Annotated in this window: 15 protein-coding genes; 13 read left to right on the top strand and 2 right to left on the bottom strand. The window is 47.9% G+C overall.

Annotated features, from left to right (window positions below; translation table 11 throughout):
- Positions 1-37: 37 nt before the first annotated feature.
- Positions 38-982, bottom strand: coding sequence for a hypothetical protein (locus KJB30_RS04715; RefSeq protein ID WP_214296779.1), 945 nt, complete (start codon positions 980-982; stop codon positions 38-40).
- Between the two features lie 409 nt (positions 983-1,391).
- Here KJB30_RS04715 and KJB30_RS04710 point away from each other — a divergent pair, with 409 nt between their 5' ends.
- The 11 genes from KJB30_RS04710 (at position 1,392) to KJB30_RS04660 (ending at position 14,094) form a co-directional block, all read left to right on the top strand.
- Positions 1,392-2,624 carry an AAA family ATPase gene (locus KJB30_RS04710; RefSeq protein WP_214296778.1) on the top strand — a complete coding sequence of 411 codons (1,233 nt, stop codon included), beginning with the start codon at positions 1,392-1,394 and terminating at the stop codon, positions 2,622-2,624.
- Positions 2,617-3,195, top strand: a complete 579-nt coding sequence (locus tag KJB30_RS04705; protein WP_214296777.1) for a DUF4276 family protein — start codon at positions 2,617-2,619, stop codon at positions 3,193-3,195. Before KJB30_RS04710 ends, KJB30_RS04705 begins: the two co-directional genes overlap by 8 nt.
- A gap of 223 nt (positions 3,196-3,418) precedes the next feature.
- Complete coding sequence (locus tag KJB30_RS04700) at positions 3,419-3,745, top strand: transposase (RefSeq protein WP_214296776.1); 327 nt, start codon at positions 3,419-3,421, stop codon at positions 3,743-3,745.
- Positions 3,702-4,325, top strand: coding sequence for a phenylacetate--CoA ligase family protein (locus KJB30_RS04695; RefSeq protein WP_214296775.1), 624 nt, complete (start codon positions 3,702-3,704; stop codon positions 4,323-4,325). Before KJB30_RS04700 ends, KJB30_RS04695 begins: the two co-directional genes overlap by 44 nt.
- Before the next feature lie 90 nt (positions 4,326-4,415).
- Positions 4,416-4,697 (top strand): hypothetical protein, encoded by a 282-nt coding sequence (locus KJB30_RS04690; RefSeq protein WP_214296774.1) that lies wholly within the window; start codon positions 4,416-4,418, stop codon positions 4,695-4,697.
- A gap of 219 nt (positions 4,698-4,916) precedes the next feature.
- Positions 4,917-5,567 carry a hypothetical protein gene (locus KJB30_RS04685; RefSeq protein WP_214296773.1) on the top strand — a complete coding sequence of 217 codons (651 nt, stop codon included), beginning with the start codon at positions 4,917-4,919 and terminating at the stop codon, positions 5,565-5,567.
- 164 nt (positions 5,568-5,731) lie between these two features.
- Positions 5,732-6,571: a CHY zinc finger protein gene (locus KJB30_RS04680; RefSeq protein WP_214296772.1), complete on the top strand. Its 840-nt coding sequence runs from the start codon at positions 5,732-5,734 to the stop codon at positions 6,569-6,571.
- 37 nt (positions 6,572-6,608) lie between these two features.
- Positions 6,609-6,746, top strand: a complete 138-nt coding sequence (locus KJB30_RS04675) for a hypothetical protein (protein WP_214296771.1) — start codon at positions 6,609-6,611, stop codon at positions 6,744-6,746.
- A gap of 86 nt (positions 6,747-6,832) precedes the next feature.
- Positions 6,833-7,087 (top strand): calcium-binding protein, encoded by a 255-nt coding sequence (locus KJB30_RS04670; RefSeq protein ID WP_214296770.1) that lies wholly within the window; start codon positions 6,833-6,835, stop codon positions 7,085-7,087.
- 507 nt (positions 7,088-7,594) lie between these two features.
- Positions 7,595-12,565, top strand: coding sequence for a DUF4082 domain-containing protein (locus KJB30_RS04665; RefSeq protein WP_214296769.1), 4,971 nt, complete (start codon positions 7,595-7,597; stop codon positions 12,563-12,565).
- A gap of 284 nt (positions 12,566-12,849) precedes the next feature.
- Positions 12,850-14,094 (top strand): multiheme c-type cytochrome, encoded by a 1,245-nt coding sequence (locus KJB30_RS04660; protein WP_246545495.1) that lies wholly within the window; start codon positions 12,850-12,852, stop codon positions 14,092-14,094.
- Positions 14,095-14,282: 188 nt separating this feature from the next.
- Here KJB30_RS04660 and KJB30_RS04655 read toward each other — a convergent pair whose 3' ends face one another.
- Positions 14,283-15,116 (bottom strand): CHAD domain-containing protein, encoded by an 834-nt coding sequence (locus tag KJB30_RS04655; RefSeq protein ID WP_214296768.1) that lies wholly within the window; start codon positions 15,114-15,116, stop codon positions 14,283-14,285.
- A gap of 367 nt (positions 15,117-15,483) precedes the next feature.
- Here KJB30_RS04655 and pcnB point away from each other — a divergent pair, with 367 nt between their 5' ends.
- Together pcnB and KJB30_RS04645 are read left to right on the top strand one after the other, a co-directional pair.
- A complete protein-coding gene (gene pcnB, locus KJB30_RS04650; protein ID WP_214296767.1) occupies positions 15,484-16,881 on the top strand; it encodes a polynucleotide adenylyltransferase PcnB in 1,398 nt (465 codons plus the stop codon).
- A 526-nt stretch (positions 16,882-17,407) separates the two neighbouring features.
- Complete coding sequence (locus KJB30_RS04645; RefSeq protein WP_214296766.1) at positions 17,408-18,598, top strand: FIST signal transduction protein; 1,191 nt, start codon at positions 17,408-17,410, stop codon at positions 18,596-18,598.
- The last annotated feature ends 6 nt before the right edge of the window (positions 18,599-18,604 follow it).

The raw sequence follows: 18,604 nt of genomic DNA, 5'->3' as shown, positions 1-18,604 counted from the left end.
GGTGGTTTACTCTTCAGCCGGGGAGTGTACCCGGACACTACTTCACTTTCTTCTGTCCGGGCTGTAACAGCGGTTTCCAATCGGGCCGGTTACGCTGAATAACTTTGGAGTATGCTTCCTGGCTTTCAGGAAGGCTCGTGTCAATCTCTTGCTTGTCGGCATCCTGGGCCACAGCATCAAAGAGGTCGCGAATGTCTGTTGATGTGAGAGGTTGCTTGATAGCCTCAGCCAGTAGAGATATAGCCCCGGCAAGCATGTCTTTTATGGTTCGACTGGTTAGTTTGACTCTGACCGGTTTTAATGGGGCGGCCAATAATTCCGCATAGAGGCTCTGGCGGCCATGAATTCGAATGTGCTGAATTTGTTTGCCGATTGCTGGATCATGGAGCGTGAAGGGGTCAAGGCGTAATAGTTTATGAATGGCAGTGGTGTCTCCCTTGATTGCCTTGTGGTAAAGCCTGGAGGGCCATTCCTTGTATAGGAACCAGCAGGGATAAGCTACCAGGAACATGAAAGCAAGCGCCGTTTCGTCATTATCCTTGTATTGCTGGACTGCAGCACGTACTTCCGGTGTAAGCGGAGTGTCGTCTAAATCTCCCTGAATTTCGGCAAAAGACATCTGCAAGATTTCTTTTAAGTACTCTTGCCCCTCTTTGAGCTGTTCAGGACTGATGCCCTTTTCTTTAAATTGTTCCAGGTGGCGGGGAATGTCTTGGAGTGCCGCCCCGAATTCAATCAAATGTCGTGCATATGGCGAAGCCTGGAAGATCATTTCAAGGAAAGGGTTGATGTATCGCCGATGTGAACGGTACATGGCGTGCCAGGAAGGCAGGTCGGGGACTGGAAAGGTGTGAGACAAGAGCCTGTGACTTTTCTGGTGCTTGAGTATATCCGGTGCTTCACGTGCAAAAGCGGCAACCTGGGGGGCAAACAGGGCAATAAGTGGGTGTTTATTCTGTGCCCATTTTTCAACTGCAAGCATGCGGACTCCGGAAATTTTTGATGTTATCAGGCAGATTATCATGAATACCACAAATCAAATAATGAAGATGGAGACTTTTGACGATTGAACACTGATACCGAAGAACCCTCGACGCTTTGCTATCGCTCCGCTTACCGGCTCACATTCGCTCGCTTCGGGCCTTAACGTCGCCCATTGGTTTGCTCCGGTCTGCACCCGGCCTCCGCACTCCATCGGGGCGGCCACGGGCTAAGTGGATATCTGCTTTATATGAAGGACCTCATGTGATATGGAAGGAATGTATTGCTAGGTTCCTGTGTTACTTAAACGGGGGCAAATTTTGATATTGCCACCGGCAGTAAAAATACCTGTATAAAGAACCTGCGTACCACTACTGAATTTTGATCCACAGACGTTATTAGGGGGGGAAATGAAAATAAAGAGGTTCTGCATAGAAGCATATAGGTCGTGCATTAAAACAGCAGTTCCATTTAATGCCGAGCTAACAAGCCTAATTGGGATAAATGGTGCAGGAAAAAGTTCAGTGCTAAATGGAATACAGTTGCTTAAGAAGTCATGTAGAATAAGGTATTCTCCTATACAAGAAACTGAATTTTCTACATATACATGCAAAATTAGTGTTGACATCGAGCAAGGCGATAAGTGCCTGTATTTAAAAGGCAGAATAAACTATGATACGGATGAAAAAAATACAGATTTTGTTATTTCTTCTGAGATAAAGTGTAATCTTAAAGACTACACTGGAAAATCAGAATGGCTTGTTATTCCGATCGAATTTGTACTTAATTTCGAATCAAGTCACATTACTTCAGATAATCGAATGATTAATCACCGTAGATGGTGGTTTAATCACAAGTATATTGAAAAAATAGTCGAGATCAATAGATATCCTTTAATAAAGGAGGCTATCGAATTATTGAATAGTATAAGCTATTACAGTGCTAGCCAATTTTCAGATCCTTCACGCTGCCCAGTTTCAATTGAATTAGAAGATAATAAGCCTGTTAGAAGAACAAGATATTCTACTTCGCACGATCAATTTATATTAGATTTATATAAATCCTTTAAAGCTGATGAAGTCTCCTACAAAAAATATATAAATGCAGTAAATAGTAATGGCATTGGTTTGATTGATAGTATTTCTTTTACTGAAGTGGAGATGCCTTCAAGCTCTTACGAGGTGAGGTCAGGTGGTAAAATACATAAAATTGAGAAAAATAGGTTACTTGTCGTACCTAATATAAATATAGACGGCAATAATTTATCACCAAATCAGTTGTCTGAGGGAACTTTCAAAACATTGGCTCTAGTGTACTATATTTTAACAGATAGTAGTAAAGTGTTGTTGATTGAAGAGCCTGAAGTATGTATCCATCACGGCTTGCTAAGTAGCATTATTGAACTAATAAAAACACAGTCAAAGAAAAAACAAATCATTATAAGCACTCATTCAGATTTCGTTTTAGACCATCTTGAACCTGATAATATTGTACTTGTTAAAAAATCAGAAAAAAGTGGCACTACTGTAAAACCGTTAAATAAATATATGAGCAAAAACGATTATAAAGCATTAAAAACTTATTTGGAGGAATCAGGCAATCTTGGTGAATACTGGAAAGAGGGGGGATTCGATAATGAGTAAGAAGACCTCTCTTGTTGGCATAATCGCTGAAGATGATTCAGACGTTGAATCCATTAGATTATTAATTAAGAGGATATCTGGTAAAGAGAATATTGGTGCTAAAAAGTTTGTTGGTAAAGGTTGTGGAAAAATCAAAAGAAAATGTAGTGCTTGGGCAAATCAATTAAAGCAAAAGGGATGTGGTGTCTTAATTGTTGTTCATGACCTTGATAGAAATCAGGAGGGAATATTAAGGAAGCAAATAATTGATTCACTTGTTCCGAATCCATTCAGTAAATGGCTTGTTAGTATCCCTACTGAAGAACTGGAAGCATGGTTATTGTCTGATTCAAATGCAATCAAAGATGCTTTAAAGTTAAGAAAGATGCCTGATAATATTCATCACCCGGAAACCGTCATTTCACCCAAAGAACATTTAGGAAGCATTGTTGAAAAGTGCTCTGACGATACTGTGGTTTATATAAATACAAAACATAATTCAAAAATCGTTGAAAAAATAGATGTTTCGCAAATATCTATAAAATGTCCATCCTTTGTGAGTTTCCATGATTTTATCTCTGAACATTTCTAAATTTTGGGAGCCTTCGAGGCCTAGGAACAGCTGTAACTAAACTGTTCCTGTGATGCCTGAATTGACACGAATCTGCTTGAATTCAATTGAACTTTGGACACACCGAAAGAAATAGTAACTGTCTGATATTATTTTGATATCGCCTGCATAGCTATATAGCTATTTGATTTTAAAGGGCTTCGAATCCCGTTTCCCGCTCCATTAGAACTACAGGAAATCATTCGTGATTTCCTTTCTTTTTGCCCCGGCTTTCACCAGGACTTTCACTAAGAAAGTTGCAATGAAGGATGGGGCTTTTTGTTTTTCACGGAATTGCTATCGGATAAACCGGTTGCTGCATCTGCCAGGCCAGGTGTGGTATCAAGGCTTGCTGCATGGTAATCATCGCATCCTGCTTTACTTCCGGAGCAATAAAGTCTTTGCCAAAGTAGCGGTGAAGGTAAAAGCACCTCAAGCAACAATAGTCTTCGACAAGTTCCACATCGTCAAAAAGCTCACAGAGGCCGTTGATCACCGGTCAGCCGGTGGAGGTACTGCGCAGCAGGTATGACATCCTTATGTGGCAGGCGGTAACCCTGCGTAACCACAGCTGGCATCAGCGTGATTTGTCCGGCAAGCTCTGCGTCATTCGAGCTGGAGTGCCTGCCGCTGATGATGGTGTGACATGTGAAGATTGGGGAGGTGCAACGAGCAGGCTGTTTGCAACCGGCCCCAGTGCGTCCCTTTCCATCGGCACGGACATCTGTCGTCAGGCAGCCTGGCTGGTCAGCCATGAGCCAGACTATCTGCTTACTTACCCTTCCAATCTCGGCGCGCTCATGCGGTCTTTCCGTGAACATGGATCGATTCCGTTGAGGCTTAAAGGAATTCAGACTATCGGCGAGGTTCTCCCTTCCTGCGTGAGGATGGAGTGTGAAGAGCTGTTTGGTATACAGCCTGTTGATCTCTACAGTTCACAGGAGGTGGGAAATATTGCTCTCCAGTGCCCTGAGTCGGGCCTTTGCCACGTGCAGTCGGAAAGCCTTCTGGTTGAGGTTGTGGACGATTCGGGCCGCCCCTGTGCCCCGGGAGAAACCGGCAGAATCATTGTCACCACGCTGCACGGTTTTGCCATGCCGCTGCTGCGCTAGGAACTACGCGACTTTGCCGAGGTCGGTCCGCCTTGTCCCTGCGGCCGGGGACTTCCCACACTCTCCAAGATATATGGACGTGTACGAAATATGGTCACCATGCCGGATGGTAAGAAACACTGGCCCCTGGTGGGATTCGCCGAATATCGCTCAGTTGCGCCGGTGCGTCAATATCAGCTGATCCAGAAAAATATCTCAACTATTGAAATGCGTCTTATTGTAGATCGCCCACTTGTAACTTCGGAAAAAGATGCTCTGTGTGCAATTGTCAGGCGATCATTAGGCCATCACTTTGAAATGACAATTGTCTGTTTGCCGGATCTGCCGGTAGGGCCGAATGGGAAGTTCGAGGAGTTTGTGTCGGAGATTTAAGAATAGGTATCCCTTTGGAGACGTAGTTAAGTTGGTTGACCTGAGAGCTGACGGCCTGGCAATGGCTGGCGGGAGGGGTTTCCGCCGGAAGAATACGGGAAGTGTCCCTAATTCTATCCGGAAGAATACGGGAAGTGTCCCTAATTCTATCCAGACGGGCAGGGAGTTTAAAAAGTGTAGAAGAAGCTTAAACCATCAGACATCTTGTGGAGGGGAAGAATGGCAGCAACGAATAAGCAACAAACTTGGTCTGGGGTCAACAATGAATCCAAGAGGACGACTGAAGAAGAGGGAAGGGGAAAGGTAGTCTGTCCCCTTAATGTCCCTTCCGAAAAAAATCCTGCTTATCCTATCGTATTGAAGTACAAACATTTATTTTATTTCTTTGTTATGTTTGCACTTGCTGGATGTTATGTGTTTGCAGTTTTCGGATCAATTATTCCTTATTTGTCAACAGGCAATCTTGCGGCAATCTGGCCAACAAATGAGGGCTCATTGGCAACAAAATCAATACTTTTTATATTGTCATGGATACTCGTAATTTACTCTCCAACGATCATTCAAATATATCGTATGGGTGATGTTATATTTTATAAAACCTGTGTTGAGGTAAATCCATATCTTCGAATTTTCGAGAAAAGAACAATATATTACGAATCCATGCATGTAAAAGTGCGAGGTGATCGAGCAATGTTTCTAACAAATAGTAAGCCACCACTATGGACAGAAGATTTGTTTAATTATTGGAAGTCAATATATTGGGACGGAATCGTCGTAACATTTACAGATATGGTTGTTGAAGATTCTGAATCAATTTCACAAGCAACAAAAATAATCAAGGAGAAAGCAACTTCAATAACAAGCTTTTAGTAATTTTAAAGGTCATTTTTCAATTTCCGATCAACGGTAAAGTGGGTCAATTTTCGGTTGCCGTTGACAGTAGTTAAGTTGGTTGACCTGAGAGCTGACGGCCTGGCTGGTGGGAGGGGTTTCCGCTGGAAGAAGGTGACCTGATCCGATGAACTGGAACAAAAATGAAGATTCTGAATTCAGAGGGGGGGGGGATGGGTGGCAATGCGACAAGGAATACTGAAACAAATGGCACATCAGGCCGTAATTTAAAAAATGTCCCTATTTATCCCAAATTGAATAATGATATTTGTCAATGCCCTAAATGTTTGGAAGTGCAAGAGTCCAATGAAGTTTGCATAAAGTGTGGTTTAATCTTTGATAAATATTACAAATCAAAACTCATCAGAAATAGTAATTCAAGTAAATTAAACAAAAATAAAACTATTTTGGATTACGGATTACAAACTAAAAATTTATTCGATCCAAGAATGCAGAAGGTCTTTAATAAAATAACTAAAACTGTTTATTTCTACTTGTTATTTGCTGTAATGATTTCAATATTTGACCTTGGCAACCTTGTAATATCAAAAAACTTTTGTGAAGTAGTAAAAATATTGGTTCCATCACTTAAAAATACAACGATTATATCTAAAGACCCAAACAACACATGTTTGATACTCGCCATTTCCTGGACGATGTCAATATTAATGATTGCTATATTGTCAAATTGGCTAATCAAAAAGCCAATTACTAACTCAGTAATTTTTCCATCAAATTGCAATTTGAAAACAAGACTTATGTCATTAGTACTATTTTGCTCAATTGTCACAGCCTTTTACTTGAATGCGCCATCACACCCTGAGGCTGGAAGAATAAGTAAATTTGTCTATTCATTACTAAATAGTGGAACTATAACATCTGCTATATGGGGATTAGTTATCTATTTGCAAAGCGTTTTCACATTTATGTTGATAATAACATTCGTAGTAGAGTTTATAGAAAAAATCAATTCTAACAACTGATGACATTGATTGACTACTTAATGAAGGAGGAGGATGTATGTCTAAAGGAGTTACATTGAAAAGCTTTTTGGATCTGATTGTAGAAACAACATCAAATACAGGCACTTTTATCGGTGAAGCTGGTGGTAAAATTCCGGAAGGCATTATACCACAGGCAGAGCAAAGGAGGCTGTAGAGGAGGCTGTAGGAGGAGGCTGTAGGGTCAGGCTTTGAAGATTGCCTGGAAGTTCAGGTCTTCAAGTCCTGACCCCGAGCCCTGACATGATCCGTGGTGGTAATGGCAACGATACTATTCAAGCGGGCCTGGGAGATGATGTTATTGACGGAGGCCATGGTGACGACATTCTTTATGGTTTTGCCGGTAATAGCTTTTACAGCCTGACGAACGACAACGATGTATATCTGTTTGGACTGGGTGACGGCCATGACACCATCTACAACAGAAATTACGGTATGGCGAACAGCGATACGATCCGTTTCAAGGAAGGAGTCAGCGGCAGGTCTCCGGCTGATTGAGGATCTGTTAGGAGTAGTCGTGGCGGCTAGATGAACTATAAATCGAAGGTATTGCGTAGAAAAACTTTCACTCGGCTTTCACCAATTGGGCAGCTTTCACCGGGGATTTGCTGGACTTTAATGGACTTTGCTGTGGGGCTAGATGCTTAAGTATTTTAATGGAAAGAGTGGAAGTGGTTCAGAAACAGTTTCCGAATCCAGTTTCCTGCTCTGGAAAAAAAATCAAGGGGTTAGGCAATTTGTCTAGCCCCTTTAACTTTTTGTGGGCCCAGCTGTTGGCTGGAATAAAAAACCGTAGGCAGGGCCTCTATGCCTCCAGCCACTTTATTGGACTTGATCTTGGTAGCACCCATAGATCGTAGCGTCGATCTTGACCCCTCCTTGTCGTTCCTGTTTACACAAAATCACAGTAAAGTTTAAAAATTCTTAAAAATTAAATAACTTACATTAGGCATATATATTGCTGAAATATACGCAGTTTTACAATCTGCAATATTCGGAGGGAACATGAAGCGTGGAATCATCGCATGTGTCGCCATAGGATTCTGCTTGCTCACAGGTATTCCGGTTTTTGCCTCCCCCGCCATACCGGTCCCCGTGGACGCAACCCAGCCCGATACAACAAGGTTCAAGGTAAGGATACGGGGAGATGAACGTCAGCACTGGCTGGAACTGGCCGAGACAGGTCACGCCATCATCCAGAATAAGAAGAGCAGTTTATGGGAATATGCCGAGCCCACGTCAGAGGGCATCTTTGTGCCGTCAGGTATTAAGGTGGAGCCGAAGGGCAACAATGCCCCTCCGAGTATCCCCAAAGGTTTCAAGCCGCCCCAAAAAACTGCGGTCGATGTAGCGGAATTGTCGCCACAGCAGGATATGTTGGCTGTGCCATCCGCCAGCAGTTGGTCCCACGTTTTTGGGATCCGGAAGGTGCTGGTAGTGCTGGTGAATTTTGCTGACCGCTCTTTTATTACATCGGCAAACGACTGGCATAACCTTCTCTTTTCAACAACACCCGGAATGAAATCCATGGTCAATTTTTTCTATGAAAATTCATCCGCTAACGTGACCATTTCCCCTGCATCACATACCCAACCCGGCTCCCCTGCAGGAATAGTATCCGTCAATATTGCAGACATGCATCCCTACGGAGGTACTTCAGGGGACAGCGCTACCCTGGCAACCCACATACTCGATCAGGTGGCATATTATGTAGATTTGGAAAGTTGCGATATTAACAAGGATGGCATGCTTGATGGGTCGGAACTGAGCATATATATGGTATATGCGGGATATGAACAGTCCGGTTCCGTCAAAATCCCGAGTGTCTGGGCGCATGCGGAGTCTGGAGATATCCAGTCTGGAAATGTACGGGTGCGTGAATGGGCGCTCAGTGGAGAATTAAACGACCAGGATGTGCAGCACCCGGTTGGAGTTGTCGTTCATGAACTGGGACATTCGCTGCTCGGTTTACCCGACCTTTATGACTCAAGTTATACCAATGCAGCTTTGGGCATGTTCTCTACCATGGCCTACGGTTGCTGGGGCGCTGATATTGGCGAATATCAGGGCACCACACCTGTTGCGTTGGATGCATGGTCACGGGAATTCCTGGGGTGGACGATACCGATCGAACCGGCGGCCGGTTCGCTTGAATTTCCTTCTTCCTCTTCCTCGCCCGCGGCCAGTTTCAAGCTGAGTCGTCCGCTCGTAAGCGAAAATGAATATTTTCTCCTAGAGAATCTGCAGCCTTCAGGCTGGAACAAGGGTTTGAGGAGTTGGCTCGGATCCGATTGGGCGGGCGGGTTGCTGATTCTGCATATTGATAGCAACCGTTTCAATAATTATTATTTTGGTCCGGGGGAACATCAGAAGGTTGTGCCTGTGGAGGCCAGCACCGGGTTCTGTTCCATGCTGAGAGAGGGTTCAACATGTACTGGGCATAAAACCACTCTTTTTTACCAGGGCAACAATACCGATTGGAACGAGACAACCACTCCAAATTCAAACTATTACAGTACATTTCCTTCAGGTTTCAGCATGACGGCCATCTCTGCTCCCCTTAGCACGATGAGCGCGATCTACACCCCTCCGGACGAAGTTTTGCCCGTTGTCACGGACTTTGTTCTCCCTGTCTCGGTCACATCGCTAACCGTGCCGATCTTGACCTTCACGGCCTCCGATAACCTAGGTATCACCGGATACCTTGTAACCGAAGACCCTACGCCCCCTTTGGGGGACAGGCCGGTCTGGCTCGTGGCCGCGCCGACGAACCATACCTTCGGAACCGGCGGCTTCAAAACCCTTTACGCATGGGCGAGGGATACGGTAGGGAACGTCTCCCTTGTCAAATCCGCCACGACCAACATTCTGTTTGTCGATACAACTCCACCGAAAATGACGGGAATTTTCGTTTCACCTACCCAGATTTCTCTCGATGTGTATTTCAGTCTGTCGGCCACAGACGATGTTGCCGTTACCGGCTATTACATCAGTGAAGATCCTGTCAAACCATTAGCAACGGATTCGGGTTGGCATTTTTTCGCCGCTCCATATTATATCTTCAACTCAATTGGTACGAAAACCTTGTACGCCTGGGCCAAGGATGCCGCCGGGAACGTTTCAGAAAATTATCTTTCCGCCACCTTCACCATCGTTGATAACTATCCCCCATCTATTTACACATTCATCGTTCCTTCTACCGCTTCATCATTGAGTGTGCCAATCGAGATCAGAGCCTACGATAACACCATACTAGGCGGCTATCTTGTCAGTGAAAACAGCACCCCGCCTTTGGCGGCCGATCCGCGTTGGAGTACTGTCACGCCAACGAGTTACACGTTCACTACCGCGGGCACCAAGACGCTCTATGCCTGGGTGAAGGACACGGCAGGTAATATTTCCGCAAGCAAAAGTGCAGTTATTGTCATCGCATTGCCGATAACATCGCTTTGGCCGAATACGGCAGTGCCCGCCATCCTGGCGATCACCGATGGCGTTCCTATCGAGGTGGGGTTTAAATTCCGGTCGGATGTGAACGGCAACCTTACCGGTCTGCGATTTTACAAAGGGGCCGCTAACACCGGCACCCACACGGCCAATCTCTGGAGCCGCGAGGGTGTCCTGCTGGCCACAGTGCCCTTCAAAAATGAAACCGCTTCGGGCTGGCAGGAGGTTTCATTCCCCGTTCCGGTTCCGATCGTCGCCAACAAGACCTATGTCGCCTCGTACCACTCGTCCTCCGGATATTATGCTGCCACTGACTGGTACTTCACGCGGGCAATTGACAATGCGCCACTCCATGCTCTGGCAGACGGTACCGACGGTGGCAACGGTGTATACAAATATGGCAACAGCGGTTTTCCGAGCAATTCCTATAATGGCAGCAACTATTGGGTGGACGTGGTCTTCGATGCAACTGCCATTGCCGACACGACGCCTCCGGTCGTAACGGCGTTCGTTATTCCGGCGACATCATGTGGACTTGTTGTGCCGATTCAGACCCTTACCGCCAGCGATAATGTGGCCGTTTCCGGCTATCTGCTCACCGAAACGGCAAATGTCCCTTCACCCACAGCCGGCGGCTGGTCAACGACCACTCCAACCTTCTATGCCTTCGGCTCTGCCGGTACCAAAATACTCTATGCCTGGGCAAAGGATGCCGCAGGAAATGTATCTGCCGGAAACTCCGCTACCGTTACGATATCCATTCCGGATGTTACCCCGCCAACGGTGACAGCCTTTTCCGTGCCGGCGAACTCTTCGCTTCTGACAGTACCCGTCCTTACATTCACTGCAGCTGATGATACGGGTGTCTTTGCCTATCTTATCACCGAGAGTGCCAATCCTCCCCTGGCGGCCGATCCGCGTTGGAGTGCTGCCACGCCAACGAGTTACACGTTCGCTTCCGCGGGCACCAAGACGCTGTATGCCTGGGTGAAGGACACGGCAGGTAATATTTCCGCAAGCAAAAGTGCAGTCATTGTCATCGCATTGCCGATAACATCGCTTTGGCCGAATACGGCAGTGCCCGCCATCCTGGCGATCACCGATGGCGTTCCTATCGAGGTGGGGTTTAAATTCCGTTCGGATGTGAACGGCAACCTTACCGGTCTGCGATTTTACAAAGGGGCAGCTAACACCGGCACCCACACGGCCAATCTCTGGACCCGCGAGGGTGTCCTGCTGGCCACAGTGCCCTTCAAAAATGAAACCGCTTCGGGCTGGCAGGAGGTTTCATTCCCCGTTCCGGTTCCGATCGTCGCCAACAAGACCTATGTCGCCTCGTACCACTCGTCCTCCGGATATTATGCCGCCACTGACTGGTACTTCACGCGGGCAATTGACAATGCGCCACTCCATGCTCTGGCAGACGGTACCGACGGTGGCAACGGTGTATACAAATATGGCAACAGCGGTTTTCCGAGCAATTCCTATAATGGCAGTAACTATTGGGTGGACGTGGTCTTCGATGCAACTGCCATTGCCGACACGACGCCTCCGGTCGTAACTGCGTTCGTTATTCCGGCGACATCATCTGGACTTGTTGTGCCGATTCAGACCCTTACCGCCAGCGATAATGTGGCCGTTTCCGGCTATCTGCTCACCGAAACGGCAAATGTCCCTTCACCCACAGTCGGCGGCTGGTCAACGACTACTCCAACCTCCTATGCCTTCGGCTCTGCCGGTGCCAAAATACTCTATGCCTGGGCAAAGGATGCCGCAGGAAATGTATCTGCCGGAAACTCCGCTACCGTTACCATAAGTGTATCTGCTGGTCTGGTGATGGATGTAATAGTTAGTGGAGATGTATCCAAAGGAGGTGCCTCGGTCACAACCTCTTCGTTCTCCACCGGCACGTCAAACCAGCTGCTTCTTGCATTTGTCGCGGGAGCCAATCCTACCGAAACTGCACCAGCAGCATTCGTCACAGGTGTCAGCGGTGGTGGGCTTACCTGGACCCTTGTTCGCCGTACCAACGTGCAACATGGTACCGCCGAGGTGTGGAGGGCATATGCTACATCACGGATTTCCGGCAGCAGGGTTACCGCGACTTTTAATCAATCGGTTTCGTCTGCTTCTGTCACCGTAGTGTCGTTTATCGGAGCCGATTCTACCGGCACAAATGGTTCCGGAGCGATCGGTGCGACGGGGAGTGCAAACAGCCTGAAAGGTGCCCCCACGGCATCTCTGGTGACGACGCGTGCACATTCCTGGGTTTTAGGTGTCGGCAACGATTGGGACAGTGCCACGGCGCGCACGGTGGGGCCGGTCCAGGTACTGGTGCATCAATATCTTTCTGCCACACAGGATACCTATTGGGTTCAGCGGATGAACAATACGACACCGCTTGCCGGTACTATTGTTACTATCAACGATTCGGCACCCACTACTGACCGCTATAATCTGACCACAATCGAGGTTCTGCCATCATTTAACCAGCAGTCAGGAGAGAGAGGATCTGAGGAAGCCGAATAAATATGGTGACGAATGGTGCCTGTTGAAGATTCTTTGCATGCACCAGACCAATACGATGGGTGCATTGATTGCCAGGCTATACGAAGGACTTAACCAACAGCCGGTTAAGTCCTTTGCTTTTGTGGGTTTTGTTCATGATTAGGTTTAAAATATGTAATTTTGGGCCTGTGCTTTGACGGCCCGCGGTTTGGCAGTAAGCTTATGATGAATTCTTCACTCCGAAAAGCTGGTCGACAAAGGAATGGTGGAAAAAACGCCACACATCAAATTGAAAGGAGAAACACATGGCAATGGCAAGGCAAATCGCGAGTTGGTTATCAGTAATGGCAGCCGTCACACTGGTCGCTCTGATCTTTTCTCCGGTGAATGCTGCGCAAACCCAGGGCGGAAAGTCCGCGTGTATTACGTGTCACGAGAAGGTCACTCCCGGCATTGTGAAACAGTTCCTTTCCGGGAAGATGGGCAAGACCATGGATTGCTCATCCTGTCATGGGAAGGAACATATGTCGGCAAATGATGTGGCCAAGGTAAAACTGCCGACCCCCGACACCTGCGCAACCTGCCATGCCGAAAGGGTCAAAGAGTATCGTGAGGGAAAACATGCACTGGCCTGGACCGCCATGAAGGCGATGCCGATGATCACCCATCAGCCGATGGCCGTGGGTGGCGGCGACTTGAAAGGATGTTCGGCTTGTCACAAGGTGGGAGAAAAAGCAGCCAGCGAGCTGAAACGCTACGGTTCAGGCGCCTGCGATTCCTGTCATACCCGTCACAGTTTCTCCAGGGCCGAGGCGAAAGACCCCCGTGCCTGCCGAACCTGTCACATGGGCTTCGATCATCCCCAGTGGGAGATGTGGCAGACCTCAAAACATGGCAGCATTTGGGAGATCGAACCGACCACCGGCCGTGCCCCTACCTGCCAGAACTGTCATATGCCCGACGGCAAACATGATGTGATCACCTCCTGGGGTTTTTTGGCCCTGCGCCTGCCCGAGGATGACAAACAGTGGATGGAAAACCGGGTAACGATTCTGAAGGCGATTGGCGTGCTGGATGAAGCAGGTAAACCGACTGAGCGGCTTGATGCCATTAAAGCGGCCAAGGTTGCCCGGCTGGACAAGGCCAGCTTTGATAAGGCCAGGGCAAAAATGATCGATGCCTGCACCCAATGTCATTCCCGCAGTTATGCCGAGACCAATCTCAACGCAGGTGATGAAGTGATCCGGGAGGTGGACCAGGTCTTTGCCGATTCGATCCGAACCGTCAAGGGGTTGTATGATGATGGCATTCTGGTGAAACCAAAGGGATGGAAATACGCTCCCGACCTGCTGCAGTTCTATGAAGCTCAAAGTGCAGTCGAGCAGGAACTCTACCTGATCTTCCTTGAATATCGGCAGCGGGCTTTCCAAGGGGCCTTCCACATGAATCCGGATTACATGCATTGGTACGGCTGGGCCAAGGTCAAGGAGGCGGCCGCCCGCATCCAGGAGGATGCACGTCGGATGCGCCAGGAGCACAAGAAGATGTAGGTGTTATGGACAGCAGTTTTAAAAAGGGCAGGGGTTATTCCCCTGCCTCAGACTGCTGATAAGCCTTCACCCTTTGGTGGGGGAGATAGAGCCGATCCAAAATAAAACCAAGAGGGCTGGATGAATCCAGCCCCTCTTGGTGTGATATGCCTGGTTCATTCCACTGTATAGCGAGACAGAAGTGGTTGTCAGGCATCGTACTTTAGAGGCTCAGCATTGACGAGGGTAATGAACTGATCAAAAAGCTTATTGTTTTCTAAAGCAATCAACTGTTCCGCATCAGCAAGAACATCTTTCGAAACCTTTGCTTCGCGACACATTCCAGCAAACACGGTCATATCATTCATGCTGCCGAGAAGGCTTTGGTAAGATTTAAGCTGTTTAAGAACTTCGTCATGGTTTTGTTCCGTTATTGTGGAATGGATTTCAAGAAAGTAGCGCCATTTTTTGATGGAGATTCTCAGCGTATGCCGCTCTTCGGCGTTTTCAGGAATAAGTGCTGGCGGCAATGACTCCTGTACATTGTCATACAGTCTGATCGCAGCAGCGCGAATATGAGATTGGAGTGCAGAAGTATCCTGCTTTCGCGTTTTTTCCTCTGTTGTTCTAACCAATTGATGCACGCGCTTGTCCAATTTATCCACCTTGAAATGCTTCAGGATCTTCAAAATCCTGTCTTCTTCGCTACTCCTGCTGTCAGCGAGTCTTTTTATAAGGGTGGTCAGATCGCTTTCCCCAGCCTTGGATCCGAAAAAAGATAAGGCTTCATCCAGATTGCGAACCTTTCCCAGTGTTCGAGTGAGCTTTTGTACTTTCCGGGAAAGTTTTCCAGTTTCCATTCTGCCACATACAGGAGCCAGTATTTTTAGGGCTGACCTGAAACGGCGTGAAGCCACTCTCAGATCATGAATATCCTCATGCTCGCCCTTTTTGATCACAAGTCGCCTGAGACGCAGTAGTTCCGCCCAATGGGATAGGGTCACCCCTTCGATAAGCTGCAGCGATTTGACGTAGCTTTTCATAGATTATTCCCCCCGGTTACTTTAAAGTTTCATCTTGGCACTACCGTTTCCATGCCAAAGTGCTGCCGGTGATTGAGTTCCATATTTTGCTCCGAGCAGTTTCATACTCTCTCATCCCTTTAATATTATAATCCATACAACGAAGTATCAATCACACCAGTTATAAGGTTATCTTTGCCATCCAATGAATAGAAACCACTCGTTTTACAGGAGTGATCTAAAAGGGGAGAAAATGTCTCCAACCAGATACTCCATTTTGGCAGGCGGGGTTTTTGTTTGGGCACCAGACCTCATTAGTATATATTGTTCGCCCGCTTATTGATGATTAAAGCAGCCCTGATTAAGTGTTGGAAGTGGTGATAACAGGATGAAGAAGAAAAAGAGCCTGCAAGAAAGCGGGATTATGGTTGTCCCGCGGCAGGAGCATGGAATCTCCCGCAAGCTGATGAGCCCCAATGCTCTGCGTGTCCTCTACCGGCTGAAGGACAATGGTTTTGTCGGCTATCTGGTTGGTGGATGCGTGCGCGATCTTCTGCTGGGGCGGGAACCGAAGGATTTTGACGTGGTGACCAATGCCACCCCTGGCGAAGTGAAGCGGATGTTCCGTAATTGCCGCCTGATCGGGCGGCGGTTCCGTCTTGCGCATATTCATTTTCAAGATGAGATCATCGAGGTAGCAACTTTTCGGACTCAGGCGCCTGACGAGCCGGAGCCCGAGACGGAAGTAGCGCGCGAGACGGAGCATCGGCATCGGCGCCCGCGGATGTTGATGGATGAGGACGGCATGATCCTGCGGGACAATGTCTATGGTACTCCCGAACAGGATGCCCTGCGCCGGGACTTTACCGTCAACGCTCTTTCCTATGACATTGCCAATTTCTCGATTATCGACTATGCCGGCGGCCTCGCCGACCTCAACGCCGGCATCATCCGCACCATCGGTGATCCGGCGGTCCGCTTTCAGGAAGACCCGGTGCGGATGTTGCGAGCGGTGCGCTTTGCCGCCCTGCTCGGCTTCATGATGGAGGACGATACCCGCAAGGCGCTGGTCGCCGCTGCCGGCACCATTGTCAGGGCGGCACCGCCACGCCTCTATGATGAGATGCTCAAACTCCTTCTCTCGGGGGAGGGGGCTAAATGTTGCGAACTTCTCCGTCAGACCGGTCTCTTCGCCGCGCTTTTCCCCAACTTTTCTGCCTGGCTCGGTGTAGAAAGCGAAGGCTTCCCCCATACCCGTTTCGGCGAAATGATCTCCTATGTGGATTCGCGCTTCCAGCAGCGGGACAAGGTTTCTCAGCCCCTGCTCTTTGCGCTTCTATTCGGGGATTATCTCAATGAGAAGGCGGAAAAATTCCGCCGCAAAGGAGCGCCGTGGCAGCAGAGCATTGATGCCGCTGTCGCGGAATTCATGGGAGAAGTCTGTCCGATTGTAGCGATCACCAATCGTGTGGGGCTCGCCCTCCGGGACATAATTTCCCAGCAGACCCGCCTGAACAAGATTCCCGGTCGCCGACCGCAAACATTCATCGCACGTCGTGATTTTAACGACATTATTGAATATTACCGCATTACCCAAGGGGGCAAGAAGGGTGTTACGAAACAGCTAGAGTGGTGGCTGGCCCAGGCAGAACAGCAGGAGCCGCTGCCGCCGCCATCCGGATTTATCGAAGAAAATGAGGCACCGCAGCGAAGGAGAAAACGACGCCGCCGTAGGCGCAAGCCGAGTGGGCCAGCAGTGGCAGATGCCCTTGATTTCAATATATAATTTTTAAATGTGCAGTCTTTTTGTGACCGATGGGAGCGGCTCCATCCGTCGAATCAGATTGTAAAGTTTTACATCTTCAGAGGCCAACTAACCCCGTGCATGATTGCTCGGGGTTTTCTTCTTCCTCGTCTTTTCTTTACCTATTCCGGCGGTAGCCATACCTTCAGTGTCAATGAAAACGGTGCAATATCAGTCTGCGTAACATTGACCAATTCCCTCTGTTATTCTCTATTTCTCTGACCTGCCAGGCAATACCCGGTTCTGCCGGAACCATCTTGGGCGGGGATATAATCTAACTGAAAACCTGACATTGGACCGAACCATCAATCTTTCCATCATGGGCGTTATAAGGGTTTCCATTGCCGGCTATTTCGCTTGAGAATTCTGGTGGACTGGACTGGCATTTTCATGGATATGACCAGGGGCATTCGGCGCTATAATATTAAATGGTATTTTGGGTATTTTGTTTTCCTGCTTTGAGCAAGGAGGGTCATATAGCGTCTTTGGCGCCAGGGAAGGAGAATCCATGGGAACATCGGTGGGAGTAGGGTACAGCCTCAGCAGAAATCCGCAAGAGGCGGGCAGAGAAGCGGCCCGGAAGGCGCTTGAGCAGCAAGGTCTTTCCCTACCGGATTTTGTCTTTGTCTTTGCTACAGTCGGTTATGATCAACAACTACTTATTCAGGCGATCAGGGAGACAACTTCAGGCGCCCCTTTAAGCGGTTGTTCCGGAGAGGGAATCATAACCCAGGCAATGGTTGCAGAAACAAATTTTGGTGTGTGCGTAATGGTGATCAGTTCAGATGAAATGAGGTTTGACAATGTCTATGTCAGGGACATAGGCAGAGGGACGGATTTCGCAGGAGAACGGCTGGCGGGAGAAATAAAGCCGCTACTGAAAGCTGACACTCAAGCTTGTTTTATCTTTGCAGATGGCCTGTTTTTTGATTTCGATCCATTTTGCAGGACATTCGAAACAGCACTTGGTGCTGAAGTCCATCTTCCATTGTTTGGCGGTTTGGCTGCCGATAACTGGACTTTCGGAAGAACCTATCAGTATCATGACGATCAGGTGTTCTCCCAGGGTATATCCAGCGTTCTCATGTCGGGTCCTGGAATGGTTGCTTCGGGAATAAGTCATGGCTGTGTCCCGATCGGGACCAGACACACGATTACCCGCAGCAAAGGTAACATTATCTATGAAATTGACGGCATTCCGGCCCTGAATGCGCTTGAGGATTACGTTGAGGATGGCTGGAGAGATCAATGGAACAAGATGTCTCTGAACCTGTGTCTCGGTTTCAAAACTCCGGATACCATCAAGAAGGAATATGGGGAATATGTTGTACGGTACATGATTGAGAAGGAGGACAAGGAAGGATATGTAAAGATCCAATCGGATGTTCAGGATGGTAATGAATTCTGGATAGTTCGCCGTGACAAGGAGCTGATTCGCAACGGACTGCAGGATATCTCACGCCAGATAATGGCGAAAGAGGGAACCGGTAATCCCAAGTTCGTTCTGCAGTTCGAATGCATGGGGCGGGGAAAAGTGGTCTTCAGGGAGCAGGAGAAGACAGAATTGATCAGATCTCTTCAGGAGCAGATCGGAGGAGATGTCCCTTGGATCGGTTTTTATACTTATGGTGAGATCGGACCTGTCTCTGGTTGTAATTGTTTTCACAACTTCACGGCGGTAGTGGCTGCGATCTTCTGAAGGTTA

Origin of the sequence: Pelotalea chapellei (assembly GCF_018531195.1) — a bacterium.
In the GTDB taxonomy this organism is placed as follows: Bacteria; Desulfobacterota; Desulfuromonadia; order Geobacterales; family Pseudopelobacteraceae; genus Pelotalea; species Pelotalea chapellei.
This window is presented reverse-complemented; position numbering and strand designations above follow the sequence as displayed.